The following is a 26,670-nucleotide window of genomic DNA, read 5'->3' on the forward strand; positions in this document are numbered from 1 at the left end:
TTGAAAACACAGGATGATATCTTAAAACTTATAGAAGAAAAAAGACAAAAATATATAGATGCTAGTCTAGATATCTGGGATTATGCAGAACCGATTTTTGAAGAATTTAAATCTTCAAAACGACTTGCTAAAATTTTGGAAGAAGAAGGTTTTAAAATTATATTTGGTGTAGCTGAATTACCTACTGCATTTATTGCAGAATGGGGTAAGGGAGAACCTATAATTGGTTATATGGGGGAATATGATGCTTTACCGGGGATTAGTCAAGCAGCGAATACTACTGAAAGAAAACCTATTAAAAAAGATGGATATGGGCATGGTTGTGGTCACCATATATTAGGAACAGCAGCTATGGCTGCTGCAATAGCTAACAAGGATTATCTTGAACTTAATAATATGGAAGGAACCGTCCGATTCTACGGTTGCCCAGCTGAAGAAGGTGGTGGTGGAAAGGTTTTGATGAATAATGCAGGAGCTTTTGACGATTGTGCTGCTGCTATTAGCTGGCATCCAACTGATGACAATGGTATATGGTCTATTAATTTTCATGCACAGCAAAAAGTTGAATACACCTTTAAAGGAAGAAAACCTTATGTAAAAGAGTCAAGTGATAGTAATATACTAACTGATTATGGCGCTAATTCACTAGATGCGTTGCAACTTTTTATAATGGGTGCTCAAATTCTCAGAACTCATTTAGATCCTTGTTTTATCGTACGTTCATCAATTTTGAAAACCGGTGATGAGAAAATAGATGAGCTACCAACAGAATCAAAAATAATTTATTCATATCGAGCTCATACAAATAAACAGATACAAAAAGCAATGGAATTATTGCATAATGTAGCTAAAGGTGCTGCTGTTATGACTGATTGTGAATTAATTGCTGAGTATAAGACTGGATACAGTGAAATGCTTTCAAACCGTTCTCTAGAACGTATAATGCATGAAAAGTTTGAAAAAGTAGGAACTGTTCCTATGACAGAACAAGATTGGAATTACGCGGAAAAAATGCATACGGCATTATTGCTTAAAGATGGTGAACAAGCAACATTTGATCTAATGCGTCTTTTATATGAAGAACAAGCAGAACCAATTATTGAACAAGTAAAAGGAAAGCCTTACAATAATTTACTTTACCCATTTAGAGAAATCAATGTTCATAAGCCTGGGTCTACTGATATTTGTGATGTTAGCTGGACTACACCAACTACGCAATGCGTTGTAGCATGTTATGCGAAAGATACATTAGGACATTCATGGCAAGAGGTAGCACAGGGTCGTAGTGATATTTGTATGAAAGGAATGCTGGTGGCTTCCAAAGTAATGGCATTAACGGGTATAGAATTGTTTGAAAATCCTAAAGCTCTTAGAGCAGTTAGAAATGAATTTGAAACGAAACGACCAGGAAAGGTTTATATACCATTAAATTCGAAAAAAATAGTTGAAAATGAAATGAGGTGATAAAATATGGGAAATTATGATATGGAGATTACATTTTTAGGTGTGGATGATGATGGCTTAGCCGAACGACAGACAGGAAAGTCTGCCACAATTAGTGGAAATGCGCTGGAAGCATTGGAAATGTTTAATATTGGATTAGAATTCAATAAAAAAAGGCTGCGTCATTCAGCCAGTTATAAAACACAAATATTATCTACAGGGGATAGCGATATGATTAGTGTTCCTAAAATTACTAGAATAAGATTTATGATTTATGGAAATACAGAGGAGATCGTAAAAGATACTATTGACAAGATTTATAAAACTGCTCAAGGCGCAGCATTGATTACAGGTTGTAAGGTGAAAAAGGTTACTAAATGATGTTAGTATAAAATTTTACAAATGGAGGGGTATTATGCTAGATAGAGAAGGGGTTACTCCTCTTTATATTCAATTGATGAATTTATTGGAGGATAATATTAGAAAGGGAAATTTAGTTCCCGGAGAAAGATTACTTACAGAAGTTGAAATGGCTAGGGAATATGATGTTAGCATTGTAACAGTCAGAAATGCAATAGGAGAGTTGATAGATAAAGGATTAGTGGAACGACAGCAAGGGAAAGGAACGTTTGTAACCAAACCAAAACTGACTAAGGATATTAGGAAACTTCAAAGTTTTACTGAAATGTGTTTTAGAATGGGAGTACGACCTGGCGGTAAAATGCTTGAAAATAAATTAGTTATTTCAAATGAAAAGATTGCAAAACAATTAAGAATAGAAAGGAACGACCATGTTGTTTATATTTCACGTGTTAGATATGCTGATGGGGATCCCGTAGTAATAGAAAAGAACTATTTTCCTCTTGAATACGCATTTTTATTGGGTGAGAAATTCGACAATAATTCTCTATTTGAATTTATTAAAGATAAGAATAAAACAGAAGTAGCAATTTCTGAAAAAAGAATAGAGATATGTCGTGCTACTGCTGAAGAAGCTGAGATTTTAAACATTAGAAAAGGTGACTCATTGTTATATATAAAAAGTGTAGCTTATACGCGAGACAATGAACCTATATACGCAGGAACACAAATTATTAATGGGGAGCGTTTTTCTTTATATGTGTATGAAGCTACAGGAGTATAGACAATATATTAATTTTGATATTGAGGTAATGATAAAAGATTTTTTAATAAATTTTATTTTTAAAATAAAGATTATATAGGTGTTTATTAATCAATTAAATATTAACTTATACTTGAAAAAACCTAATACTGCTTATATAATATTATATAAGCAGTTATAAGTTTTATAGTTGGAGCGAAGGAGGAGTTTATGATAAGCGTAATAGGAATAGGCGATAATGTATGCGATAAATATATACACTTAAATAAGATGTATCCAGGTGGACAAGCTTTAAATTTTGCGGTGTTCAGTAAAATGCTGGGCATAAATTCTGCATATATGGGTGTCTTTGGCAATGACAAAGTGGGAGAACATATAATAACTACATTAGATAAAATAGGCGTTGATATTTCTCATTGTAGACATTTTGAAGGCGAAAATGGTTATGCAGTGGTCGATTTAGTTCAAGGCGAAAGGGTTTTCGTCAAAAGTAACAAAGGCGGAGTTTTAAGATTAAATCCATTGGAATTTTCAACAGAAGATCTTGAGTATTTAAAGAATTTTCAAGTTATTCATACAAGTAACAATAGCTACATAGACTCCCAATTAGAAACATTGGCATCCTTAGGCTCCACTTTATCATATGATTTCTCTACCTCATGGAGGGATGATCAAAGAACAAAGGATATTTGTAAACATGTTAATTTTGCATTTATGTCTTGTCCTAATCTAAATGAAGAAGAAATAAAAAATCAACTATTTATTGCACATAATTTTGGAACAGAAATTGTAGTTGCAACAAGGGGCAATGAAGGTGCTATCATATATGATGGCAATATGTTTTTTGAGTCTAAACCTAAAAAAGTTAATGCGATCGATACTTTAGGAGCAGGTGATTCTTTTGCTACTACTTTTCTAACTTCATTTATACTTGATATTGGAAAAGATTTAGGGAAGGAAATGGATAAAAATAAATATGAAGGATTAGTTTATATTTGCTTAGATAAAGCTAATAAAATAGCCTCACAAACTTGTATGGTATTTGGGGCATTTGGTCATGGAACAAATATATCATGATTAAAGATGATAAGGAGGCAATATTATGGGATATATGATAGGCGTAGATGTTGGCGGTACATTTACGGACTTTACGGTATTTAGTACGAAAGATAAAAGATTGATACATTATAAGCAGAGTTCTACACCGGAAGATCCATCTAAATCAATAGTTAGTGGTATTAAGAACATTTTAGAAAAAGAGAACATCAATCCAAAAGAGGTATTCTATTTAGCACATGGAACAACTGTTGCTACAAATGCTTTAATAGAAAAAAAGGGAGCGAGAATCGGACTAATAACTACAATGGGATTCAAGGATCTAATGGAAATAGGAAATCAAAAAAGGCCATCATTATATGATTTATTAAAACAAAAACCTGAAAGTCTTATACCATCTGGTTTAAAGTGTGAAGTTGAGGAACGTATCATGCACGATGGTACAATAAAAAAACCATTAGATGAAGATATGGTGAGAGAAGTTGTCTTGTTTTTAAAAAAACAAGGTGTTAAAGGGATTGCTGTTTGTACATTATTTTCATTTATTAATCCAATTCATGAGATGAAAATTAAAAAAATAATTGAAGAAATAGACCCGGAATTATATGTTACAGCATCACATGATTTAGTAAGAGAGTTTAGAGAATTCCCCAGAATGAGCACTACTGTTTTAAATACGTACTTAGGACCGGTTATGAAAGGCTATGTTAACAATTTCCAAAATTCTATCAAAGAAGCAGGTATAGATGTTATGCCATATGTCACACAATCTAATGGTTCTATAATATCCATATCAGAGACTATAGATAGTCCTATAAAAACAGCTTTATCAGGACCAAGTGCCGGGGTTGTTGGTGCATCCTATTTAGGTAAATTATTGGGAATCGATAAAATAATAACATTTGATATGGGAGGGACTAGTGCAGACATTAGTCTTATAGAAAATGGTCAATTAAAGGTTTCTCATGATAGATATGTTGAAGGCTATCCAGCAAGAATTCCTATGATAGATATTGTAGCAGTCGGTGCAGGCGGAGGGTCTATAGCATATATAGACGAGGGTGGTGCTCTAAAGGTTGGACCATCTAGTGCAGGTGCAGATCCTGGACCAGCATGTTACAAGAGAGGCGGAGAAAATCCAACAGTCACAGATGCAAATATTGTACTTGGGAAATTAAATCAGAAAAAAATCCTAGGTGGAAGAATGGAAGTTGATTTGCAACTAGCAAAGGAAGCTATAAAAAAGGAAATAACAAACAAATCAACATTAGATATTGAAGATAGTGCTGCAGGAATTATATCAGTTGTTAATTCAAATATGATTAGAGCAATTCGAGTCGTTTCTGTAGAAAAAGGTTATGATGCTAGAGAATTCACTCTTATGGCATTTGGCGGAGCAGGACCTTTACATGCATGTGAAATTGCAAAAGGTCTTGGAATAAATAAAGTATTATTACCTCATTCACCCGGAACTTTATGTTCACTTGGATTATTAATGGCTGATACTAGGTTTGACTTTAGTTTATCAAAAATAATGTTGGCCGATGATGAGAATATTGATGAGGTTAATAGTATATTTTGCGCATTAACAAAAGATGGAAATGATATGTTATGTAATGAATCAATTCCAAATGAAAATAGAGAATTTGAATATGTCATTGATTGTAGATATGAGCGACAAAATTATGAGATACCAATAAGAATTTCATCTGGACATTTAGATAGTGAATCTATCAACAAGCTAAAAGAAAGGTTTCATGATGAACACAATAGATTATATGGTTATTCAGATATAAATAAGAACATTCAAATGGTAAATTATCGATTAGGAGCTATTGGAATAATTGATAAACCAAATCTAGAACCACTTCCATTAGACGCAAATTCATTGTCACCAAAGGCAATTGAAAATAGACAAGTTAGATTTGAAGGATGCAAAAAATATGTAGATACTGCCATTTATAGTAGAGATGATATACCTGTTGGGTGTAAGCTTTATGGACCCGCTATTATAGAGCAAATGGATTCAACTTCTATAATTCCACCAGGATGGATGGCATACAATGATCCATATTTGAACCTTATTGTTACATTTGAAGGAGTGGAAGGAGTGGAAGAAAATGAATAGAAAAGTGGATGCAATTACTATTGAAATAATTGGAAACTTACTCTTATCAATTGCGGAAGAAATGGGATATGTAATTATTAGAAGTGCATATTCTACCAATATCAAAGAAAGAAGAGACCTATCCACAGCAGTATTTGATTGTGATGGGAATATGGTCTCACAGGCTGAACATGTGGCTATGCACTTAGGTTCATTATTGGGTATAGTTGAAGAAGTTTTTAAAAAATATGATAAAGAAAGCATAAGACCTGGAGATATGTTTATAAGCAATGACCCTTATGGTGGAGGAGGAACGCACTTACCAGATATTACGATTGTAGCACCAGTATTTTCTGAAAATAGGTTGATTGGATGGGTTGCAAATTTAGCTCATCATAGTGATGTAGGGGGTAAAGTTCCTGGCTCAACATCAGGAGATGCAAATAGCATATTCCAAGAAGGCTTGAAAATACCAATTGTCAAAGTATGTGAAAATAATGAAGTTAATATGGATATTATCAATATGGTAATGTCAAATAGTCGTATGCCTAATGAAAGGTATGGGGATTTGCAAGCTCAAATAGCCGCAAATCGTATTGGTATTAGAAGAATGCTTGACTCTTATAATAGATATGGAGAAGTTTTAATAGATAGTATGATAGAGTTACAACAATACGCTTATAGAAAATTAAAATCAGGAATAGAAAAATTAAAAGATGGAGTATATGAGTTTGAAGATCATATGGATGATGCTGGAGCTGCATCACCTGATCCCATACTAATACGTTTAAAAGTAACAATCAAAGGAGAAAATATGACATTGGATTTCTCTGGTACGAACAAACAAGTAAATGGACCTATAAATGTAACATATAATGGGCTATTAGCAACAGTTTTCTATTCATTAAAAGCTTTAATAGATCCAACTGCACCTTCTAACGCTGGTATCTATAGAGCGTTTGATGTTATCTGTGAAAAAGGACTAATTATAAATTCTGAACAACCTGCACCTGTTGGAGCTAGAATTGATACTTGTCAAAGAGTAGCAGATGTTATATTTGGAGCATTATCTAAAGTTATACCGGATAGAGCCATGGGTTGTTGCAATAGTACAGTAACATCAGCTATTTTTTCAGGTAATGATCCTAAAGATAAAGACGTTTTTTATGTATATTTAGAGACAATAGCAGGAGGCTCAGGTGCAACAAGGGATTATGATGGATTAAGTGGTGTACAGGTCCATATGACCAATACATCAAACTTACCAGTAGAAGCACTTGAAATGGAATTTCCTCTGATTACAGTAAATAAATATGAACTTCGAACAGATAGTGGAGGTGCGGGAGAAAAGCGTGGCGGTTTAGGAATACTAAGAGAATTTGAAATTCAATATAACGATATAAAATATACTGGATTGGGAGACAGACATATTTTTGCACCATGGGGTATCGAGGGTGGTAAAGAAGGTAGTTGTGGTATGTACGAATATATCCCTAAAAATGGAAAGATAAGAAAACTACCATCTAAATGTACAGATATTCCATTATCAAAAGGAGACATAATAAGGGTTTATACACCAGGATCAGGGGGATATGGAGACCCATATAAGAGAGATGTGAAAAAAGTCTTAGCTGATGTTATCGAGTCAAAAGTTTCAATAGAAAAAGCAAAAGAAGATTATGGAGTAATTATAGAAAAAGTAAATGAAAATTTTGTTGTAAACAATACTAAGACAAAAGAACTTAGAGAAAAGTGCTAAAGCTTCTTTTGAAAACATTTACTAAATAAAAATGAGGGGGAGAATAATTCGTAATGGAAATTACTAATATCATATCGGAAATCAAAGAAAAAATTGATCGTAGGGGTGGTTTAAAAGCAGTTTATTTTGTAGGATTAGGTGGATCCCTAGCAGCAATCTATCCAGGGAAATATTTACTAACTGATGAAGCTAAGAATTTTGGAGTTTTTTCATATACTAGTAATGAATTTATCTATTCAAACCCAAAAAGCTTAGATGAAAGATGTATTTGTATACTTTGTTCTCTAAAAGGAACTGAAGAGACAGTAGAAGCTGTAAAACATGCTAATAAATCTGGTGCTATTACTATTTCCATGACTGGGTCAGATGACACAGAAATGGCAAAATTAGGGCAATATCAGGTTATATACTCTAATGGTGATAATCAAATATATTCTAAATCCAATCAATCAAATTCTTTAAGATTAGCTTTTGAAATCCTAAAACAATTTGAAAATTACAAGTATTATAATGAAGCAATGGATGCTTTCACAAAATTAGATGATATCTTTGTAGATGCGAAGAAAAAATTTACAGAAAAGGCAATTAAATTCGCTCTGGATTACAAGGACGAGGATATGTTTTATATAATGGCTAGTGGACCTTGTTGGGGAACTGGTTATTCAATGGCATATTGTCATTTGATGGAAATGCAATGGAAAAATGCGTCAGTAATTCATAGTGGAGAATTTTTTCAGGGACCTTTTGAAATTACCGATGAAAAACCGGTGATGATCTTAATAAAAAGCATAGGAAAGACAAGATACCTAGATGAAAGAGTGGAGAGGTTTTTAAATAAATTTGCTAATAAGGTGTTTATTTTGGATGCAAAAGATACTAAATTAGATTTAATAGATAAGAATGTAAGTGAATATTTTACTTCTGTTATAATGTTGCCAATAGAAAGATATACTATTTCCAAAATGGCAAACATGAGAAATCATTCCATGAATAAAAGACGTTACATGTGGCAATTAGATTATTAAAATGATATACTATCTAATAGTGGGAGCTGCGAAACAGCATACAAATGTGTGCCGTTTCCTCTTGAAAACGGAATAAACTCGTTTTCAATGGTAAGCTATTAACATATAATAGGAAAGTCTTACAAAGTAATACTAACCAGTAGCCTGTACCGAGTCCTTGGAGTCGAAACGGGAACACTAGATTTAAGCGTAGGATATGGAGTAAACGAGCAAGATAAGTAAACATACTAGCAGTAAGAATCAGCTTGTTTTATAGATGATTTAAATATGGCGTTAAGAGTCACATTCCTAAATAGGGCACGTACGGTTCTGTAATGGAGCATGAGCGGTGACGCCTATACTTACTCGAGGATAGAATCTAAGCGTTAGTAGGTGATGAAATGCTAAAAAATAACAATGCAGTTCCACTCTATCACCAATTGGCTGATATAATAAGAGAGCAGATATTGATGCAGGAATATAAACAGGGGGATAGATTACCATCAGAAAGGCAATTTGCTAAGGAATATAACGTTAGTGTTATAACATCAAGAAAAGCTTTAAGCAAGTTAGAGGAAGAAGGTTTAATCGAAAGAATACAAGGTAAAGGTACATTTGTTGCAATAAAAAAATACAATCGCAACCTCAGTAAATTTGTAAGTTTTACTGAAATGTGTAAAAGTATAGGAGTCAAACCTGGATCTAAGGAAATTGAAAAAAAAATAATTGTTCCTGATCAAAATATAGTAGTAAAATTAGAAATACCAGTTGATTCACAATCTGTTTATATTTCCAGATTAAGATATGTAGATAATGAGCCGATGGTTATAGAGAAAAACTATTTTACTCTAGATTATGCATATTTGTTAAATCAGAATCTGGATAAATCATTATTTGAGATACTTAAAAATAAAAGTGGATTTGTAATAGTAGATTCACATAAGACTATAGAAATAGTCAGATCAAATATAGAAGAGTCTAACTTGTTAAATATACCAGTAAATAGTCCTATAATTTTAATTGAGAGTATAGCTTATCTTAAAGAAGGAAAAGTTGGCTATGTCGGAAAACAACTTATTAATGGCGAAAGATTTAAATTAACTCTATAGAACAATATAAATAAAATCCCCATCTAACATATGAATTTATGTTAGATGGGTTTCTTTTTTAAAAAAAGTGGAATAATAAAGAGTAAACGTATTTAAGGAGGTCAACATGGATACAAGACTCTTTATTATTGCAGTTACACCTGCTGCTATAGGATTATCAGCAATATACCTTACAGATAGGGTTGATAGAGAACCTTTATATCTATTATTGCTAACATATCTTTTTGGAGCACTATCGGTAATTCCATCCATAATAGTAGAAGAAATATTATCATATTTTAATGTTTTTCCCGGAGTATTTGGCGCATTCTATAATGCTTTTATAGTAGCGGGTCTGACGGAGGAATACTTTAAGCGCCTTGTTGTATTAAAATTACCATTTAAGACAGATTATTTTAACGAAAAGCTTGATGGAATTGTTTACGGTGTTTTTGCAGCATTAGGTTTTGCAACTGTTGAAAATATAATGTATGTTGTATTTACCTATACAAACAATCCATTTATTGGGTTTTATAGGGGAATATTTTCAGTTCCAGCGCATGGTGTTTTTGGGGTAACTATGGGATATTATTTGTCATTGGCTAGATTTGATACTGATACCTCTAGGAAGAAAAGCTACAAATTTAAATCATTTTTGATGCCCGCTATTTTACATGGTATGTTTGACTTTATATTGATGGCTGATATACCGGAATTAACCATGTTATTTGTGCCCTATGTTATATTTATATGGTGGATTAATGAAAAGAAACTGTCAAGTTTTGTATATGATTCTAAAAGCAGAATAAGGATCAGAAGAAAAGAATAGTTAAGATTATATTGAAGTGAAGTATAAAGAAGGATAAAATAAAATTAGTTAGAGTTAAATTGGACAAGTTAAGGAGAAAGTATGAAAAAGTTTTTCGTTTTATTAATTATAGTATCTTTGATTTTAGGTGGGATTTATTTAGAATTCAATAATCTGTTTGAATATAAAGAAGCTTCTGGAGGCTTAGAAGAAGAAATTAACGATAAAGATATTGATATATTTGAACCCCATAAAGAGCCATCTACAAAGACCATAAGCATTTTAGGTGTTGGAGATATTATGTTTCATATGCCTCAGATAGCCTCTGCAAAGTTAGATGACAGAACATATGATTTTAATCCGCCATTTAAATATGTAAAAAAATATATAGAGGAAGCTGATATATCTATGGCAAATTTTGAAACCGTTACAGCCGGAAATGCAGGAGGATTTAGCGGGTTTCCAAGGTTTAACAGCCCAACAGAAACCGTCTATGCATTGAAGGAAACCGGCTTTGATATACTATCAACTGCCAACAATCATTGCTTGGATGGTGGTAAAAATGGGATAATATCTACTATTGAAAACATAGAAGATAATGGATTGAAAAATATTGGAACTTATAAGGATGATAACAAAGTCCTATTAATAGAAGAAGTAGGAGAAATCAAAATTGGGTTTTTATCCTATACTTTGGGTACAAATGGATTAGATAGCCTACTTACCAGCGATGAACTTGAATATATGGTAGATAGAGTTGATGATGAAAAGAAGATTAAGAAAGATATAGATACCTTAAAAGATGCACAAGTGGATTTAATTTTGGCATATATTCATTGGGGAACGGAATATCAAAATCAGTCCAATTCTTATCAAGAAAAACTAGGTAAAAAGATGGTGGAATGGGGAGTTAATATAATACTAGGTAGTCATCCTCATGTAGTACAAAGATCTGAAATCATACAACATGATGGGAAAGACAATTATATAATTTATTCTATGGGAAATTTTTATTCAAACCAGAGATATGAGACTATAGGCAATCCATATACTGAAGATAGCGTTATGGTAAAATTTATAATAGAGAAAAATTTAGATAATAATGATACAATAATAAGGGATGTTGTCTATATGCCAACTTGGATTTATAGATATGTAGAAGATAATCAAATCAAATATTCGATATTGCCAATAGGGCCATCGGGAGCTGTCCCCATTGAATTTTCCGCCGAACTTCCTGATAAGATCATAGAGAGAATAAAAAAATCTTATGCTGATACGATGAATACGCTGAATGAAAGTGAATTGAATTGAGTTTTATTTTTAAATTCTTTGTTCATTTACGATGAAAATTGTTATATAATAGTTATGTAATTATATTTAAAATTTATATGAGAGTATGTGGTAAACATTGTTGCGAAACTTTAGTAGTTTATTTCTTAATGTGAGAATACTAGACGTAATTGATATTTTAATCGTTGCAGCTGTTTTATATAAGCTTTTTACACTTATTAGAGAGACAAGAGCAGAACAGCTTACAAAGGGAATTGTAGTTTTACTGGTATTGACTAAGGTAACTGAATGGATGAAATTATATACTATCAATTGGATTCTAAGCAATGCTATGACTGTGGGCACATTGGCATTGTTAATTGTATTTCAGCCGGAGTTAAGGCGTGGGCTGGAACACATTGGTAGAAGTAGGCTTTTTACAAAATCCTTTGTAGATATAAGAGGAGAAAGTCACGAAAAAATTGCAGAGGAAATAGTAGAAGCGGCTGCGTCACTATCGAGACAGAAGATAGGTGCCTTGATTGTAATTGAAAGACAAACAGGGCTGAATGAAGTAGTCGATACGGGAACCAAGTTGGATGCATTTGTTTCAAGTGATATACTTATCAATATATTTATTCCCAATACTCCATTGCATGACGGCGCAGTAATCATTAAGGATAATCGGATCAAGGCAGCAGCTTGTTTTCTGCCCCTAACGGAGAATATGAATATAAGTAAAGAACTTGGCACAAGACACAGAGCAGCATTAGGTATATCTGAAAGGTCGGATAGCTTATCTATTATCGTATCGGAAGAAACAGGCACCATATCATTAGCAGAAAATGGCACTATTTCAAGATATCTAGATACAAAGACCCTACGACAGATACTATTAGATATGTATGAACCAAAAAATAATAACCAATCTTTTATAACAAAATGGAGGTCAAAAAATGAGCAAGGGAAAGAGTGATATAACCATAAAAATCTTTGCTCTTCTAATAGCTATAATATTATGGAGCTATGTCATGGGCATAAAGGATCCGGAAAAAATAACTGAAATTAGAAATGTTCCTGTTACCCTTAGCAATGTTTCCGCACTGGATAGACAGAACTTGATAATAATGAGTCCGCAAGAGCCAACCGTTAATGTGAAAGTAGCAGGTAAGAAATCAGAGATAGACAAATTTGTTAAATCCTATGATAAAAATGTATTGGCACAAGTGGAATTAAGCGGTTACAGTGAAGGACAGGTAAAAATACCTGTATCCGTAGGACTATTAAATCAAGGTTCAAGTGTTAGATTAGTAAGTTATGAGCCCAAAGAAATTCTATTTACAATTGATAAAATAATTACTAATAATCTACCTGTAAAAATTGAAACCGTAGGTAATCTTCCTGCCGGATATGTGTTGGGAGATATGTCTATAAAACCACAAAATGTATTAATTGAAGGCCCCAGAACTTGGGTGAATGAAGTCACAGATGTTATTGCAACAGTTGATTTGGGCAATAGAACAATGAGTGAAAGCAATTCATTCCCAATCAAGATTGTAGATAGTGAAGGTAACGATGTAAGAGGAATTGAAAAAGAGCCAAATCTGGTAGAAATTGACATTCCAATATTTAAGAAAGTTACTTTGCCGATTGAATTACAAACATCGGGAGCATTGCCGGATAATTATTCAATAACAAATATTGTCATCAATCCAAGCAGGGTAGCAATTAAAGGCGATGATAGCATAAAAAATCTTTCAAAGATAGATACGAAGTTAGTAGATATCAATACCTTATTGGATAAATCAGCGGTGGAAGTTGAACTGGATTTGCCTGAAGGAGTACAATTGGTAAATCCTAATGAAAAGATCACAGTTTTCTATAATATAGAAGAAGTAGCCTCCAAAGATTTCACATTTAATATTAGAGATATTACTGCAACTAATGTGGATGAAACTTTAGATGTAGAAGGATTGGACACCGATTCTGAAATCAGAGTTCAGCTTAGAGGTTCAAAATCTATTTTGGATAATGTAAATAAAGAGGATTTAAATCTGTTTGTTGACCTTGCTAACTTAAAAGAAGGGCGCCATACTGTAGATATAAAAATGAATGAGATTGAAGGGGTTAGTATAGTGGAAATCAATCCATCTAAATTAACCATAAATCTAAATGCATCTTAAAGTGTATGTATAATATATTGAAGGTAGGCTAGGCTAACTAGTCTGCCTTTGATAATGATTAACAAATAGAATATGAGGTGATATTATGGCAAAGGATTTTGAAGAACTATTATTATTAGCTCAGGAAAAAGGACCCAAAAGGATATCCGTCGCAGTTGCAGAGGACAAGGGTGTATTATCCGCAATAAAGATTGCAAAGGATAGAGGCATAATAGAGCCTGTTTTAGTTGGAAATAAAGAGAAAATAGCATTGATAGCTAAGGAGGTGGGCTTAAACCTGAATGATGTGGAAATTATTCATGAGGAAGATGGGATTCAAGCTTCCCGAATTGCCACTGAATTAGTAATGGAAAAAGAAGCGGATGTATTGATGAAAGGCTTGATAGATACATCAATAATCATGAAACAAGTTCTGGATAAGGAGATTGGACTTAGGGGTGCAAACGTTATCAGCCATATAGCTTTATTTGAGGTACCGACTTATCACAAGATATTTATGGTAACAGATGCAGCTATGAATATTGCACCGGATTTGGTACAAAAGAAGGAAATAATTGAAAATGCAGTAAATATGGCATTATCCATCGGTATAAGCATGCCAAAAGTAGCAGTATTAGCAGCAAAGGAAAAGGTATCACCAAAGATGGAAGCAACAATAGATGCCCAAGAGCTCAAAATTATGAATGAAGATGGAGTAATAAAGAACTGCATAGTCGATGGACCTCTTGCCCTTGATAATGCAATCAACAAGGATTCGGCAAAGATTAAAGGCATAGAAAGCGATGTTGCAGGAGATGCAGATATATTGATTGTACCGGATATAGAAGCAGGAAATGTATTGTACAAGGCCTTGACATTTTTAGCGAATGCCAAATCAGCAGGTTTAATAGTTGGTGCACGAGCACCTATTGTTTTGACCTCACGTGCTGACAATGAAGAAGCAAAACTAAATTCTATTGCATTAGCAACTTTAATGGCTTCAATGGGAGGGGATTATGCATAGGTATAAATTGCTTACTATAAATCCGGGATCTACATCAACAAAGATTGGAGTTTTCCAAGATGACAAAATGATTTTTGAACAAACCCTTAGGCATCCTGTAGAGATTCTCAATCAGTATGATAGGATATTTGATCAATATAAATTTAGGGAAAAGATTATATTGGAAGCAATAGAAAAAAACAATATAGATATAAGTTCAATTGACGCTGTAGTTGGCAGAGGAGGATTGCTTAAACCCATAGAAGGGGGAACATATGAAGTTAATAACGAAATGATAGAGGACTTAAAAATCGGGGTATTAGGTGAGCATGCCTCAAATCTAGGAGGTATATTGGCATATGAAATAGCAAAAGAAATTCAAGGCAAAGCATTTATAGTCGATCCTGTTGTAGTAGACGAGCTTCAGGATGTGGCAAGGATTTCAGGGTTAAAAGAGATTGAAAGAGTGAGTGTATTTCACGCATTGAACCAAAAAACTATAGCAAGAAAATATGCAAGATCCATTGATAGCCAATATGAAGATTTGAACCTGATAGTTGCTCATTTAGGTGGGGGTATATCAGTAGGAGCACATGAAAAGGGAAGAGTGATAGATGTGGCTAATGCTTTAGATGGGGAGGGAGCGTTTTCCCCGGAGCGCTCCGGAGGATTGCCTGTCGGAGAATTGATCAAATTATGTTATTCTGGTGAATATACTTTGAATACGATGAAAAAAATGATAAAAGGAAATGGGGGTTTGGTTTCCTACCTTGGAACCAATGATGCAAGGGAAGTTGCAAAGAGAATAGAAGAAGGAGATGAAAATGCCAAACTTATTTTCTCCGCAATGGCATATCAGGTAGCAAAAGAAATAGGTTCATCATCTACCATTTTGAAAGGGAATGTAGATGCAATCATATTGACGGGGGGAATTGCACATAGCGGTATGTTTACCGGATGGATTGAAGAGAGGGTAAGTTTCATATCCAAAGTAATCATCTATCCCGGGGAGGATGAGCTTTTAGCCCTTGCAGAAGGAGGATTGAGGGTCTTAGGGGGAGAAGAAGAAGCGAAGATGTACAGGTAATAGGTAATAGGTAAAAGGTAATAGGTGAAAACATACTGAACAACGTACATTGAATTGTGAACTGCTTATATAAGACCCCAAAGCTTGCCCCAACAATCTTTTATCTTTTAATTGTGAATTGTGAACTGTGAATTGTGAATTGTGAACTGTGAATTGTGAATTGAATATAAGGAGTCTACTATGTTAAATGATAATAGGATAAGAGTAATTACAGGACATTATGGTAGTGGAAAAACCGAATTTGCCGTAAACTATGCGGTGAAACTTGCCCGTTTGGGGAAAAAGGTAGCCTTGGTGGATCTAGATGTTGTAAACTTATATTTTCGAAGCAGAGAAAAGACAAAAACTTTAGAAGAAATAGGCATAAGAGTTATTAGCAGCTCTATTAAGGGTTCTGCATTAGACTTACCGGCTATTCCCGGAGAGGTTCTGTCTCCATTACAGGATACAACATATGAATGTATTTTAGATGTAGGAGGTGATCCGGCAGGAACTAGAGTTCTTGCAAGATATACAAATTATTTTACAGAGGGAAAGTATGATATGTTTTTTGTATTAAACGGCAATAGACCTGAAACTCAAACCGTGGATAAAGCAATAGAATATATGATAAAAATTGAAGAAGTAACTCAAGTTAAAATTACCGGAATTGTGAATAACACGCATTTATTGAAAAGTACTACATTTGAAGATATAATTAGTGGAAATAAGCTTGCATTGGAGGTTAGTAAAAGAACCAATACACCGCTAAAATACAATGTTGCGCTAGAAGATTTAGTTTCTTCAATAAAAGATATAAAGGGAGAAATTTTTCCTATATCTCTTTATATGAGGGAAGAATGGATGCTTTAAAAAAAGGGAGGAATTAATATGGCAAAAGGAAAGGTTATTTTCCAAGAGGATCTTTGTAAAGGTTGCAATCTATGTGTTACAGTTTGTCCGGCAGGTGTGATAGCGATAGACAATACAAATCTTAATGCGAAGGGTTATTACCCGGCGGGGGTAGTCAATGCAGACAAATGCATAGCATGTATGAATTGCGCACTTATATGTCCGGACTTGGTAATAACTGTAGAAAGATTAGATAAATAAGGGAGGGTTTATATATGGCAAAAGTTCTCATGAAAGGGAATGAAGCAATAGGTGCAGCAGCTATAAAGGCAGGGTGTAGGTATTTCTTTGGCTATCCTATAACGCCTCAAAATGAATTACCGGAGTACATGTCAAGAGAGTTGCCTAATGTTGGAGGTATGTTTGTGCAAGCGGAATCAGAAATTGCAGCAATAAACATGGTATACGGAGCAGCAGGCTCCGGCGCCAGAGTTATGACTTCATCTTCAAGCCCGGGGATTGCATTAAAACAAGAAGGTATATCCTATATAGCAGGCTCTGAACTGCCGTGTGTAATAGTTGATATGATGAGAGGCGGACCGGGATTGGGTGGCATCCAACCTTCACAGACTGATTATTTCTTAGCAACAAGAGGCGGGGGTAATGGAGACTATAGACTGCTTGTATTAGCCCCCTCAAATGTTCAGGAATTAGCTGATTTAGTAATGGATGGTTTTGATTTAGCTGATGAGTATAGAAATCCGGTAATGATATTAGGCGACGGCATGATTGGGCAAATGATGGAGCCTGTAGAGTTTAAAAACAGAGAAGGAAAGACAATACAAAAAAAGGATTGGGCAACAACGGGAACAAAGGGAAAAAGAAAACCCAATATTATAAATTCGCTATATTTAGATGCAGAAGAACTAGAAAGACACAATGAAAAATTGCAGGAAAAATATAATAGAATTAGAGAAAAAGAGGTAAGAGTGGAATCCTCTAATCTGGAAGATGCTGATTTAGTAATATCAGCCTATGGTACGACAGCAAGAATAGTAAAGACCGCTATATCCAAGCTGGAAAAAGAAGGATATAAGATAGGACTTATTAGACCTATTACATTGTTTCCATATCCATACGATGAATTCGATAAAATAGAGGATACATGTAAGGGTGTACTTACTGTAGAAATGAATTCAGGGCAAATGCTGGATGATGTTAAATTGGCTCTAAAGGGAAGAATGCCTGCATACTTTTATGGAAGAACAGGCGGAATGATACCTACACCGGAAGAAATTGTGAAAAAGGTTAAAGAAATCCTTGGAGGTGACAAATAATGGATGTAATCTTTGAAAAAACCATAGGCTTGACAGATATCCCAACTCATTATTGCCCTGGGTGTACCCACGGAGTTATTCATAGATTGGTAGCAGAAGCAATGGTAGAATTGGGCGTGTTGGACGATGCTATTGGTGTCGCGCCGGTAGGCTGCTCAGTACTTGCATATAAATATTTTAATTGTGATATGCATGAAGCTGCTCATGGCAGGGCACCTGCAGTAGCAACAGGGATTAAAAGAGTTCATCCTGATAATTTTGTATTTACTTACCAAGGAGACGGTGACTTAGCCTCTATTGGTACGGCAGAGGTAGTCCATGCAGCCCATAGAGGAGAAAAAATATCTACAATATTTGTTAACAATGCTATATATGGGATGACAGGCGGTCAAATGGCACCGACAACATTAATAGGACAAAAAGCTACAACAGCCCCATATGGCAGAATGGAAGAATTAGCTGGTAAGCCCATTAGGATAGCCGAGATGATTGCGACTATAGACGGAGCTGTATTTGTAGAAAGGGTTGCAGTAAACACACCGGCCAATATAAGGAAAGCTAAACGAGCAATTAAGGAATGTTTCAAGGCTCAAATAGAAGGTAAAGGCTTTGGATTAGTAGAAGTACTTTCCACATGCCCTACCAATTGGGGATATACACCTGAAGATGCATTGAAATGGTTAGAAAAAAATATGATACCTTATTATCCCCTTGGTAATTTTAAAAAGCCGAAGGAGGTTGAATAATAAATGGAAGAAAGGATAATAATTGCCGGATTTGGCGGTCAGGGAGTTATGGCAATGGGACAGCTTCTCACCTATTCCGGAATGTTGGAAGAAAAATATGTATCATGGCTGCCTTCCTACGGACCGGAAATGCGCGGAGGTACTGCAAATTGTAACGTTATAATATCAACAGATTCAATAGGCTCACCTGTAGTAGTGGAAGCAACGACGGCTTTGGTACTTAACAAACCATCCTTGGATAAATTTGAAAAATCAGTAGTACCGGGGGGAAGATTATTTATCAATTCATCATTGATCGACAGAGAATCCAATAGGAACGATATCAATGTATATTATATACCGGCAAACGATATTGCAGGTGAATTGGGGAACAATAGAGTAGCCAATATGGTAATGCTGGGTGCATACCTTGAGATAACAAAAACAGTTGACGTTGAAAGCATATATAAAGCATTTCCCGAGGTGTTTGGTGCAGGTAAGGCGCACTTACTTCCGATCAATAAAGAAGCTCTTATAAAAGGAGCAGAGGCAGCAAGAGAACAAATTACAGTAAGGGTGTAAAGAGATTAAGTGGGATTCCCACTTAATCTCTTTTAAAGTTCTACTTTTATCTATTGCTTATGCTAAAACTTCCCTTAGTCTCTAGGACAGGGGGAAGGATCAAAGGCAGCAGCAGGAATAGTTACCTGTCTCTTTTGCAGCAGTTTAATGGTCAATTCTATTACCATCTTTTCTTCTAATTGGCTAAAAAATTTTTCTCTGGTAGGAAGATCAGCGTGATAAGGATTACCTCGTCCTATAGATTCATCAAATTCATAAATATTTGCACTTATTAACTCGCAAAATGGCAATTCATTAAAGTTTATAGTTCTAAGTTGATTAATCTCAGACATGTCTCCTGATAATAACTTATCTTTCTCAGCAAAATATTGATTAGGCAAATCGGATACTCTAAAATATTCGAATTCTGTTGATGAGTTGGTAACCAGTGGTGCAGGTTCAAAAAAATAGTCAACAGGTGTTGAACATTCGAAAGGAACATCAATAGTACAATGGTGAATTTCCCCGCATATGCCTTCTCTATTTGAACAGGATCCAGTTGCATAGTCAATATTCTTGCGAATAAATCCTTTTATAAATAAAATGTTTGTAGGCTGTAATAACATACATTGGGTAATTTTAAGTTTTTTCTTGATATCCTTTATTTCTAGGGCTGGTTCAGGCAGTCTAATAAATGCACCTACATTGAATCTAACAGTCAATTCGGCCAAGACTACGGGTATCTTAGCGATCACTCCACTTGTAATACCTATAGGCGTTAAGGGAGTATTTGGACAATTATCTAAAACTGTATTATCTACATCAGCACAAGACTCTTTATTCTTTGATACACAAAATTTATTATTTGATGGACTTCTATTTGAATAAGGTGAATTTGCAAATACATTTACATTGCTAACTTTGGTACATTCAGTTTCTAATTTCATTTTTTGTTCCTCCAATATATTATATTCATTGTTAATGTGACTTTGTCCATTTCTCTAATATAATATATTCTGGCTCATATGAACTGGTGATAGGTTATAAGCAATATTTTTACTATCCTTCTATTGCGAACATAAACTCTCCTTCGGCTGCAACTTCCTCTCCAACATATGCTTTGCCCTCACCTATGCCTATAGAACCTCTAAGTTTAGTTATTTCAACTTCCATTCTTAGCATATCTCCGGGTTTTACTACCCTTTTAAACCTAAATTTATTGATTCCTGCAAAGTAAGGGATCAGCCCTTTGTATTCGTCCTTGGACAATAAGATTACTGCTCCAACTTGAGCAATAGTTTCTATGATAATAACTCCGGGCATTACAGGTTTTTCAGGGAAATGACCTTGAAAATAATATTCATTTATTGTAACGTTTTTAAACCCTATTCCCTTTTTACCTTCTTCAACAATTTCTACCTTGTCAACAAATAGAAACGGATATCTATGAGGCAAGATGTTGGATATTTCTTCAGCATCAATTATTTTTGACACTCGCTCTACCTCCTTAAACTGGAAATATTTATTGATTAATTTAGCATAATACTATATACTAATGATAAGTTTTTTTGTATCATATTAAAATAATAGTAGAAATATTATTATTTTGCAAATTAAAGTTTTCAAGGAGGTGATGAAAGGAGTAAATATGGGTACAACAAAATATTTGGAGGTGAAAGATTGAAAAGTTATTCAGTTGGAATTTCCGGTGTGGGAAGCTTCGTTCCAGAAAAGGTCTTAACCAATTTTGATTTATCTCAGATTGTAGATACCAATAATGAATGGATTGTGGAAAGGACAGGAATAGAGGAAAGAAGGATAGCCGCTAAGGATATAGCAACCTCAGACTTAGCCACAGAATCAGCATTAAATGCCTTAAAAGATTCTAAGACCCGTCCGGAAGAAATTGACCTTATAATTGTAGCAACAGCGACTCCCGACCACTCTTTTCCTTCTACAGCTTGTATAGTTCAAAAAAATATTGGTGCAACAAAGGCTGCAGCATTTGATATGAGTGTTGGGTGCACAGGATTCGTTTATGCTCTGATTACAGGTGCAAATTTTATACAAACAGGAGCATATGAAAAAGTACTCATAATAGGTGCAGAAACTCTTTCCAAGATAGTGGATTGGGTGGATAGAAATACTTGTGTACTGTTTGGAGACGGAGCAGGATCTTGTGTCTTGGAAAGATGCGAAGACGGCTATGGTATTTTATCTTATGAGTTAGGCTCAGACGGAAATAACGGCGATGCTTTGATATTGCCCGCCGGAGGTTCAAGAATGCCTGCATCGATAGAAACAGTAACCGATAGACTTCATTCAATTAAAATGGATGGAAAAGAAGTATTTAAATTTGCTGTAAGGGTAATGGAAAAAGCATCTCTAAATGTATTAGAAAATGTACATTTAAAATTAGAGGATTTAGATTTTTTGATTCCTCATCAGGCAAACGTCAGAATAATAGATGCTGCCCGAAAAAAACTTAATATTGACGAAAATAAAGTGTGCATAAACTTGAATAAGTATGGAAATATGTCTTCCGCTTCTATTCCGGTATCCTTAGATGAGGTCATAAAGAAAAATAGGATAAAAAAAGGTGACTTAATAGTTATGGTAGCTTTTGGAGCAGGGCTCACATGGGGCTCGATAGCAATTAAATGGAATAGGGAGGAATAAAGTGGAAACTAGAATTACAAAATTATTGAATATTGAATACCCTATATTACAAGGAGGAATGGCTTGGGTAGCAACCCATGAGTTAGCAGCAGCAGTATCAGAGTCAGGCGGACTTGGAATCATAGCTGCAGGGAATGCGCCAGCCAATGTGATTGGGGAACAAATAGATAAGCTAAAGGAATTGACGGATAAACCTTTTGGTGTAAATATCATGTTACTGTCGCCTTTTGCTGAGGATATTGTAGATATGATCTGTGATAAGGGAGTTCCTGTGGTAACTACAGGTGTAGGAAATCCGGGAAAGTTTATAGAAAAGTTAAAACAACATAATGTTAAAATCATACCTGTAGTACCTACTGTATCTTTAGCGAAAAGACTTGAAAAATTTGGAGCAGATGCTCTTATAGTAGAAGGTACTGAAGCCGGTGGTCACATTGGAGAATTAACTACCATGGCAGTCGTACCCCAAGTAGTTGATGCAGTTAATATCCCCGTAATAGCAGCGGGGGGGATTGGTGATAATAGAGGCTTTTTAGCGGCTCTTTCTTTAGGAGCTGAAGGAGTACAATTAGGGACTCGATTTGTGTGCTCTAAAGAAGCAAAAGTTCATCAAAGATATAAAGAAAAAATTATAGAATCAAAAGATAGGGATGCTATTGTAACTGGGAGAAGTACAGGGTATCCGGTAAGGGTTTTAAAAAATAGATTCACCAAGGAATATCTGGATCTAGAAAAGCAAGGTATTGATTTTGAAACCCTTGAAAAATTAGGAGTCGGTAGGCTTCGAAAAGCAGTACAAGAAGGTGATATAGATAATGGGTCATTGATGGCAGGACAAATTTCCGGTCTTATTGGTGATGTCAAAAGCTGCAAGGAGATAATTGAAGATTTAGTTTTCGGTTCCCAAAAAGCTATAGAAAGGTTATCTTCACTTATAGGAGGTGGGGATAATGAATAAATTAGCTTTTATATTTCCGGGGCAAGGCTCTCAATATATAGGTATGGGCAAGGATTTTTATGATTCCATTTATGAGTCTAGGCTTGTATTCGAAGAAGCAGATGAAACCCTTGATATGAAATTAAGCGAGTTAATATTCAATGGAAATGAGGAGGACTTAAGGAAGACGGAAAATACTCAGCCTGCAATGCTTACTACATGTATTGCAATCTTAAGGGCAATAGAGAAAGAAGGAATTGACTGTGAATATACAGCCGGGTTAAGTTTAGGAGAATATAGTTCAATTGTAATGGGAAAGGCAATATGTTTTTCTGACGCCCTTGAGATAGTAAGAAAAAGAGGGATGCTGATAGAGGAAGCAGTACCCAATGGGATTGGCGGAATGGCTGCAGTCTTGGGCTTGGATACCAAGAAATTGCCGCTATTACTTGAGTACTCTAAGGCTTATGGAATAGTTGAGGTCGCAAATTACAATAGTCCAAAACAAATTGTGATATCAGGTGAAACGAAAGGTATAAAAAAATCTTGTGAGAAAGCTATAGAATTGGGAGCTAAGAAAGCAATTCCTTTACAAGTTAGCGCTCCATTTCATACTAGTCTTTTGTCTAAAGCGGGAGAAAAACTAAAAGATGTTCTCGACAATGTGAGAATAGAGGATTTAGATAAAAAAGTAGTATCAAATGTTGACGGAGACATTATCAGATCCAAGGATGAACTCGTTCCAAAACTTGTAAATCAGGTGAGCAAATCCGTACTTTGGCAACAATCAGTAGAGTATATGATTGATAAAGGCGTAGATACTTTTGTTGAAATAGGTCCGGGGAAATCCCTAACCGGATTTGTAAGAAGAATTGGCAAATCTATGGAGAAAGATATAAAAGCTTTAAATATATCGGACTTGGACTCCTACTCTAATACCATCAATATATTAAAGAAAGGAGCGTAGATTATGGATCTAAAAGGCAAAGTAGCACTTGTAACGGGCGGAAGCAGGGGAATCGGAAGAGAAATAGCAATAGGATTTTCAAAACTAGGTGCAGATATTGCAATAACCTATAATTCAAATTCAACAAAGGCACAGGAATTGACAGAAGAGTTAATCAAAAATGGGGTTAAAGCAGTAGCTGTTAAAGGGGACGTAAGTGTAGAAGAAGATGTAAATTCAATTGTGAATTTGGTAGAAAAGGAACTTGGAGGTATAGATATTTTAGTCAATAATGCAGGGATAACAAAGGATAATTTACTGATTAGAATGAGTCCAAATGATTGGGATGAAGTAATGAATGTGAATTTAAAAGGGGTATTCTTATGCACAAAGGCAGTTACTCGAGGTATGATGAAGAAGAAATATGGGAAGATAATAAATATATCCTCTGTGGTTGGAATAACAGGAAATCCCGGTCAGGGAAATTATTCAGCATCAAAAGCTGGGATAATAGGGTTTACAAAATCCATGGCAAAGGAATTAGCTTCCCGAGGAATTCGAGTGAATGCAATAGCACCGGGTTTTATACAGACAGAAATGACTGATATATTAAAAGATGATATTAAAAAATCAATGTTAAATAGTATTCCACTTAATCACTTTGGGACCCCTAAAGATATAAGCCATGTAGTCAATTTCTTAGCAAATGAAGAATCGGATTATATCACAGGGGAAGTAATCAAAGTAGACGGTGGAATGGCGATATAAGTCAATTGAAAATGGACAATGGACAACTAAAAGATAAAAAACAAATCAGAAGTAAACTCAAACAAGTGAATAGTGAATAGTGAATAACAAAAACAAGTTAACAGCTAACAACTAACAGTTAACAGTGAATAACGAAAAAGGCAGGATAATGAGTGCTTGAGTCATGCTGAACGCAGTGAAGCATCCCATATTAGTATGTGCAATGTACAAAGTATGGATCAATCGCTAAAGCTCAGGATGACACGAGCATTGAATTAAGGTTTTAAATTGTCCATTGTCAACTGTCAATTAATTAATAGGAGGATTTGAAATGATATTTGAAAAAGTAAAAAATATAGTAGCAGAACAATTAGACGAAGATATAGAAAAAATAACAATGGAAACATCCATGATGAGTGACTTAGAAGCAGACTCATTGGATGCAGTAGAGATAATTATGGCGTTAGAAGATGAATTTGGGGTATCTATTCCTGATGAAGATGCAGAGAGTTTCAAAAATATAGGTGATATTGTCAAGTACTTGGAATTAAAAATCTCCTAATTATAATAAGGGGGTAAAAATGAAAAGAGTTGTGATAACAGGAATGGGAGCAATAACTCCCATAGGTATAGGAAAAGAAAGCTTTTGGGATTCCCTTATACAAGGTAAATCAGGTATAGGATATATCACAAGATTTGATATAGATAAGCATGAAACAAAAATTGCAGGTGAAGTAAAGGATTTTAATCCTCAAGATTTTATAGACAAAAAAAGTTCAAGACGTATGGATAGATTTGCACAATACGCGGTGGCTGCAACTCACTTAGCTATTAATGATGGAAATATTGCCTTAAGAAACTTAAATAAAGAAAGGATTGGAACTATTATAGGTTCTGGAATCGGTGGCATGGAGACCTTTGAGGTTGAAAAAGAAAAATATATGGAAAAGGGTCCGGATAGAGTAAGTCCGTTGTTTATTCCAATGATGATATCAAATATGGCAGCAGGGCAAATCTCTATGGCCTTCGGACTTAAGGGAGCATCAATAGGTATCACAACCGCCTGCGCATCAGCTACCAATGCAATAGGTGAAGCCTTTAGAATGATAAAATTTGGAATCCTGGATATGGCGGTTACCGGAGGTACGGAAAGCTCTATTACACCTCTTTCATTAGCAGGTTTTAGCTCTATGAAAGCACTATCAACTAGAAATGATGAACCTAAAAAGGCTAGTCGGCCATTTGATAAAGGAAGAGATGGATTTATCATGGGAGAAGGAGCCGGAATTCTAGTAATAGAGGAGCTGGAACATGCTATTAAAAGAGGAGCAACTATATATGCAGAAATCACAGGATATGGGGCTACATCAGATGCATTCCATATTACTCAGCCCGATCCGGAGGCGATTGGGGCAAGAAATGCTATGAAGTTTTCCTTGGAAGAAGGAAACGTGGATTATAAAGAAGTAGGCTATATCAACGCTCATGGAACGTCCACTTATTTTAATGATAAGTTAGAAACGCATGCTATCAAGGATTTGTTTAAAGAGCATGCATATGATTTAAATATTAGCTCCACTAAATCCATGACCGGACACCTATTGGGGGCTGCCGGTGGGGTTGAGGCTATTGCAACGGCATTGACTTTGAAACAAGGTATCATTCCTCCGACTATCAACTATGAAATACCCGATGAGGAATGCGATTTAAACTATACGCCCAATAAAGCGGTAAAAAAGGATATAAAATACGCCCTATCAAATTCTTTGGGATTTGGTGGGCATAATGCAAGTATATTGTTGAAAAAATATTGATAGAAATCACTAGAGTCAAAAATTAATTGATTCTAGTGATTTTTTTTAAATTTGGAAAGATTCTTAAAATAGATAGTTGCACAAAATTTCGAAACTCATAACGGAAACTCCCATAAATTAAAGAATCAAAATTGTAGGATTTTCTTATTCGTTATAAAAAGTTTTGTAAGATTCTGGCTGA

At 34.8% G+C, this 26,670-nt stretch carries 27 protein-coding genes; 25 read left to right on the plus strand and 2 right to left on the minus strand.

The genetic code is table 11. The features are described 5' to 3' along the window. The 19 genes from H8707_RS08345 (at position 1) to H8707_RS08435 (ending at position 19,387) form a co-directional block, all read left to right on the plus strand. A complete protein-coding gene (locus tag H8707_RS08345) occupies positions 1-1,464 on the plus strand; it encodes an amidohydrolase (protein ID WP_262429682.1) in 1,464 nt (487 codons plus the stop codon). Between the two features lie 6 nt (positions 1,465-1,470). Then, on the plus strand, positions 1,471-1,824 hold the full coding sequence (locus H8707_RS08350) for a zinc-binding metallopeptidase family protein (protein ID WP_262429683.1): 354 nt from the start codon (positions 1,471-1,473) through the stop codon (positions 1,822-1,824). Positions 1,825-1,858: 34 nt separating this feature from the next. Continuing rightward, positions 1,859-2,587, plus strand: coding sequence for a GntR family transcriptional regulator (locus H8707_RS08355; protein WP_262429684.1), 729 nt, complete (start codon positions 1,859-1,861; stop codon positions 2,585-2,587). 189 nt (positions 2,588-2,776) lie between these two features. Continuing rightward, entirely contained in the window at positions 2,777-3,643 is an 867-nt protein-coding gene (locus H8707_RS08360; protein WP_262429685.1) for a fructoselysine 6-kinase, read from the plus strand. 25 nt (positions 3,644-3,668) lie between these two features. Continuing rightward, positions 3,669-5,750 carry a hydantoinase/oxoprolinase family protein gene (locus H8707_RS08365; RefSeq protein WP_262429686.1) on the plus strand — a complete coding sequence of 694 codons (2,082 nt, stop codon included), beginning with the start codon at positions 3,669-3,671 and terminating at the stop codon, positions 5,748-5,750. Then, positions 5,743-7,488 carry a hydantoinase B/oxoprolinase family protein gene (locus H8707_RS08370; protein ID WP_262429687.1) on the plus strand — a complete coding sequence of 582 codons (1,746 nt, stop codon included), beginning with the start codon at positions 5,743-5,745 and terminating at the stop codon, positions 7,486-7,488. Before H8707_RS08365 ends, H8707_RS08370 begins: the two co-directional genes overlap by 8 nt. A gap of 53 nt (positions 7,489-7,541) precedes the next feature. Beyond that, positions 7,542-8,513: an SIS domain-containing protein gene (locus tag H8707_RS08375; RefSeq protein WP_262429688.1), complete on the plus strand. Its 972-nt coding sequence runs from the start codon at positions 7,542-7,544 to the stop codon at positions 8,511-8,513. 380 nt (positions 8,514-8,893) lie between these two features. Beyond that, complete coding sequence (locus H8707_RS08380; RefSeq protein WP_262429689.1) at positions 8,894-9,601, plus strand: GntR family transcriptional regulator; 708 nt, start codon at positions 8,894-8,896, stop codon at positions 9,599-9,601. Positions 9,602-9,707: 106 nt separating this feature from the next. After that, positions 9,708-10,409 carry a PrsW family intramembrane metalloprotease gene (locus H8707_RS08385; protein WP_262429690.1) on the plus strand — a complete coding sequence of 234 codons (702 nt, stop codon included), beginning with the start codon at positions 9,708-9,710 and terminating at the stop codon, positions 10,407-10,409. Between the two features lie 81 nt (positions 10,410-10,490). Next, entirely contained in the window at positions 10,491-11,702 is a 1,212-nt protein-coding gene (locus tag H8707_RS08390; protein ID WP_262429691.1) for a CapA family protein, read from the plus strand. Between the two features lie 100 nt (positions 11,703-11,802). Further along, complete coding sequence (gene cdaA, locus H8707_RS08395; RefSeq protein WP_316699633.1) at positions 11,803-12,636, plus strand: diadenylate cyclase CdaA; 834 nt, start codon at positions 11,803-11,805, stop codon at positions 12,634-12,636. After that, entirely contained in the window at positions 12,617-13,843 is a 1,227-nt protein-coding gene (locus tag H8707_RS08400) for a CdaR family protein (RefSeq protein ID WP_262429693.1), read from the plus strand. Before cdaA ends, H8707_RS08400 begins: the two co-directional genes overlap by 20 nt. 85 nt (positions 13,844-13,928) lie before the next feature. Further along, positions 13,929-14,846, plus strand: a complete 918-nt coding sequence (locus H8707_RS08405; protein WP_262429694.1) for a phosphate butyryltransferase — start codon at positions 13,929-13,931, stop codon at positions 14,844-14,846. Further along, the gene (gene buk / locus H8707_RS08410; protein ID WP_262429695.1) at positions 14,839-15,912 is read left to right on the plus strand and encodes a butyrate kinase; all 1,074 of its coding nucleotides are present in this window, start codon (positions 14,839-14,841) and stop codon (positions 15,910-15,912) included. Before H8707_RS08405 ends, buk begins: the two co-directional genes overlap by 8 nt. 180 nt (positions 15,913-16,092) lie before the next feature. Beyond that, the gene (locus H8707_RS08415; RefSeq protein ID WP_262429696.1) at positions 16,093-16,764 is read left to right on the plus strand and encodes a nucleotide-binding protein; all 672 of its coding nucleotides are present in this window, start codon (positions 16,093-16,095) and stop codon (positions 16,762-16,764) included. Positions 16,765-16,782: 18 nt separating this feature from the next. Then, complete coding sequence (locus H8707_RS08420) at positions 16,783-17,004, plus strand: 4Fe-4S dicluster domain-containing protein (RefSeq protein WP_262429697.1); 222 nt, start codon at positions 16,783-16,785, stop codon at positions 17,002-17,004. Between the two features lie 14 nt (positions 17,005-17,018). Continuing rightward, positions 17,019-18,080, plus strand: a complete 1,062-nt coding sequence (locus H8707_RS08425; protein WP_262429698.1) for a 3-methyl-2-oxobutanoate dehydrogenase subunit VorB — start codon at positions 17,019-17,021, stop codon at positions 18,078-18,080. Continuing rightward, entirely contained in the window at positions 18,080-18,826 is a 747-nt protein-coding gene (locus tag H8707_RS08430; protein ID WP_262429699.1) for a thiamine pyrophosphate-dependent enzyme, read from the plus strand. The genes H8707_RS08425 and H8707_RS08430 overlap by 1 nt, the downstream gene beginning before the upstream one ends. Positions 18,827-18,829: 3 nt before the next feature. After that, positions 18,830-19,387 carry a 2-oxoacid:acceptor oxidoreductase family protein gene (locus H8707_RS08435; RefSeq protein WP_262429700.1) on the plus strand — a complete coding sequence of 186 codons (558 nt, stop codon included), beginning with the start codon at positions 18,830-18,832 and terminating at the stop codon, positions 19,385-19,387. A 74-nt stretch (positions 19,388-19,461) separates the two neighbouring features. On the opposite strand, the gene H8707_RS08440 is transcribed toward H8707_RS08435, so the two are convergent. Continuing rightward, positions 19,462-20,313 (minus strand): CsxC family protein, encoded by an 852-nt coding sequence (locus tag H8707_RS08440; RefSeq protein ID WP_262429701.1) that lies wholly within the window; start codon positions 20,311-20,313, stop codon positions 19,462-19,464. A 112-nt stretch (positions 20,314-20,425) separates the two neighbouring features. After that, complete coding sequence (gene fabZ / locus H8707_RS08445) at positions 20,426-20,860, minus strand: 3-hydroxyacyl-ACP dehydratase FabZ (protein ID WP_262429702.1); 435 nt, start codon at positions 20,858-20,860, stop codon at positions 20,426-20,428. 186 nt (positions 20,861-21,046) lie between these two features. On the opposite strand from fabZ, the gene H8707_RS08450 reads away from it, so the two are divergent. The 6 genes from H8707_RS08450 (at position 21,047) to fabF (ending at position 26,489) form a co-directional block, all read left to right on the plus strand. Continuing rightward, complete coding sequence (locus H8707_RS08450; RefSeq protein ID WP_262429703.1) at positions 21,047-22,045, plus strand: beta-ketoacyl-ACP synthase III; 999 nt, start codon at positions 21,047-21,049, stop codon at positions 22,043-22,045. 1 nt (position 22,046) lies between these two features. Further along, complete coding sequence (gene fabK, locus H8707_RS08455) at positions 22,047-23,003, plus strand: enoyl-[acyl-carrier-protein] reductase FabK (protein WP_262429704.1); 957 nt, start codon at positions 22,047-22,049, stop codon at positions 23,001-23,003. Next, positions 22,996-23,949 (plus strand): ACP S-malonyltransferase, encoded by a 954-nt coding sequence (gene fabD, locus H8707_RS08460; protein ID WP_262429705.1) that lies wholly within the window; start codon positions 22,996-22,998, stop codon positions 23,947-23,949. Before fabK ends, fabD begins: the two co-directional genes overlap by 8 nt. Positions 23,950-23,952: 3 nt before the next feature. Beyond that, positions 23,953-24,696 carry a 3-oxoacyl-[acyl-carrier-protein] reductase gene (fabG, locus tag H8707_RS08465; RefSeq protein WP_262429706.1) on the plus strand — a complete coding sequence of 248 codons (744 nt, stop codon included), beginning with the start codon at positions 23,953-23,955 and terminating at the stop codon, positions 24,694-24,696. A 310-nt stretch (positions 24,697-25,006) separates the two neighbouring features. Further along, positions 25,007-25,237 carry an acyl carrier protein gene (gene acpP, locus H8707_RS08470; protein ID WP_262429707.1) on the plus strand — a complete coding sequence of 77 codons (231 nt, stop codon included), beginning with the start codon at positions 25,007-25,009 and terminating at the stop codon, positions 25,235-25,237. A gap of 19 nt (positions 25,238-25,256) precedes the next feature. Beyond that, entirely contained in the window at positions 25,257-26,489 is a 1,233-nt protein-coding gene (gene fabF / locus H8707_RS08475) for a beta-ketoacyl-ACP synthase II (protein WP_262429708.1), read from the plus strand. The last annotated feature ends 181 nt before the right edge of the window (positions 26,490-26,670 follow it).

The organism is Paratissierella segnis (assembly GCF_014385195.1).
Lineage (GTDB): Bacteria > Bacillota > Clostridia > Tissierellales > Tissierellaceae > Paratissierella > Paratissierella segnis.

Coding starts and splice junctions, on each gene's coding strand:
- H8707_RS08430 (WP_262429699.1), top strand. CDS start 18,080: ATGGATGTAATCTTTGAAAAAACCATAGGCTTGACAGATATCCCAACT.
- H8707_RS08370 (WP_262429687.1), top strand. CDS start 5,743: ATGAATAGAAAAGTGGATGCAATTACTATTGAAATAATTGGAAACTTA.
- H8707_RS08350 (WP_262429683.1), top strand. CDS start 1,471: ATGGGAAATTATGATATGGAGATTACATTTTTAGGTGTGGATGATGAT.
- H8707_RS08425 (WP_262429698.1), top strand. CDS start 17,019: ATGGCAAAAGTTCTCATGAAAGGGAATGAAGCAATAGGTGCAGCAGCT.
- H8707_RS08385 (WP_262429690.1), top strand. CDS start 9,708: ATGGATACAAGACTCTTTATTATTGCAGTTACACCTGCTGCTATAGGA.
- acpP (WP_262429707.1), top strand. CDS start 25,007: ATGATATTTGAAAAAGTAAAAAATATAGTAGCAGAACAATTAGACGAA.
- fabD (WP_262429705.1), top strand. CDS start 22,996: ATGAATAAATTAGCTTTTATATTTCCGGGGCAAGGCTCTCAATATATA.
- fabG (WP_262429706.1), top strand. CDS start 23,953: ATGGATCTAAAAGGCAAAGTAGCACTTGTAACGGGCGGAAGCAGGGGA.
- H8707_RS08435 (WP_262429700.1), top strand. CDS start 18,830: ATGGAAGAAAGGATAATAATTGCCGGATTTGGCGGTCAGGGAGTTATG.
- H8707_RS08440 (WP_262429701.1), bottom strand. CDS start 20,313: ATGAAATTAGAAACTGAATGTACCAAAGTTAGCAATGTAAATGTATTT.
- H8707_RS08365 (WP_262429686.1), top strand. CDS start 3,669: ATGGGATATATGATAGGCGTAGATGTTGGCGGTACATTTACGGACTTT.
- H8707_RS08390 (WP_262429691.1), top strand. CDS start 10,491: ATGAAAAAGTTTTTCGTTTTATTAATTATAGTATCTTTGATTTTAGGT.
- H8707_RS08355 (WP_262429684.1), top strand. CDS start 1,859: ATGCTAGATAGAGAAGGGGTTACTCCTCTTTATATTCAATTGATGAAT.
- H8707_RS08405 (WP_262429694.1), top strand. CDS start 13,929: ATGGCAAAGGATTTTGAAGAACTATTATTATTAGCTCAGGAAAAAGGA.
- H8707_RS08360 (WP_262429685.1), top strand. CDS start 2,777: ATGATAAGCGTAATAGGAATAGGCGATAATGTATGCGATAAATATATA.
- fabF (WP_262429708.1), top strand. CDS start 25,257: ATGAAAAGAGTTGTGATAACAGGAATGGGAGCAATAACTCCCATAGGT.
- H8707_RS08400 (WP_262429693.1), top strand. CDS start 12,617: ATGAGCAAGGGAAAGAGTGATATAACCATAAAAATCTTTGCTCTTCTA.
- H8707_RS08375 (WP_262429688.1), top strand. CDS start 7,542: ATGGAAATTACTAATATCATATCGGAAATCAAAGAAAAAATTGATCGT.
- H8707_RS08380 (WP_262429689.1), top strand. CDS start 8,894: ATGCTAAAAAATAACAATGCAGTTCCACTCTATCACCAATTGGCTGAT.
- H8707_RS08420 (WP_262429697.1), top strand. CDS start 16,783: ATGGCAAAAGGAAAGGTTATTTTCCAAGAGGATCTTTGTAAAGGTTGC.
- H8707_RS08415 (WP_262429696.1), top strand. CDS start 16,093: ATGTTAAATGATAATAGGATAAGAGTAATTACAGGACATTATGGTAGT.
- buk (WP_262429695.1), top strand. CDS start 14,839: ATGCATAGGTATAAATTGCTTACTATAAATCCGGGATCTACATCAACA.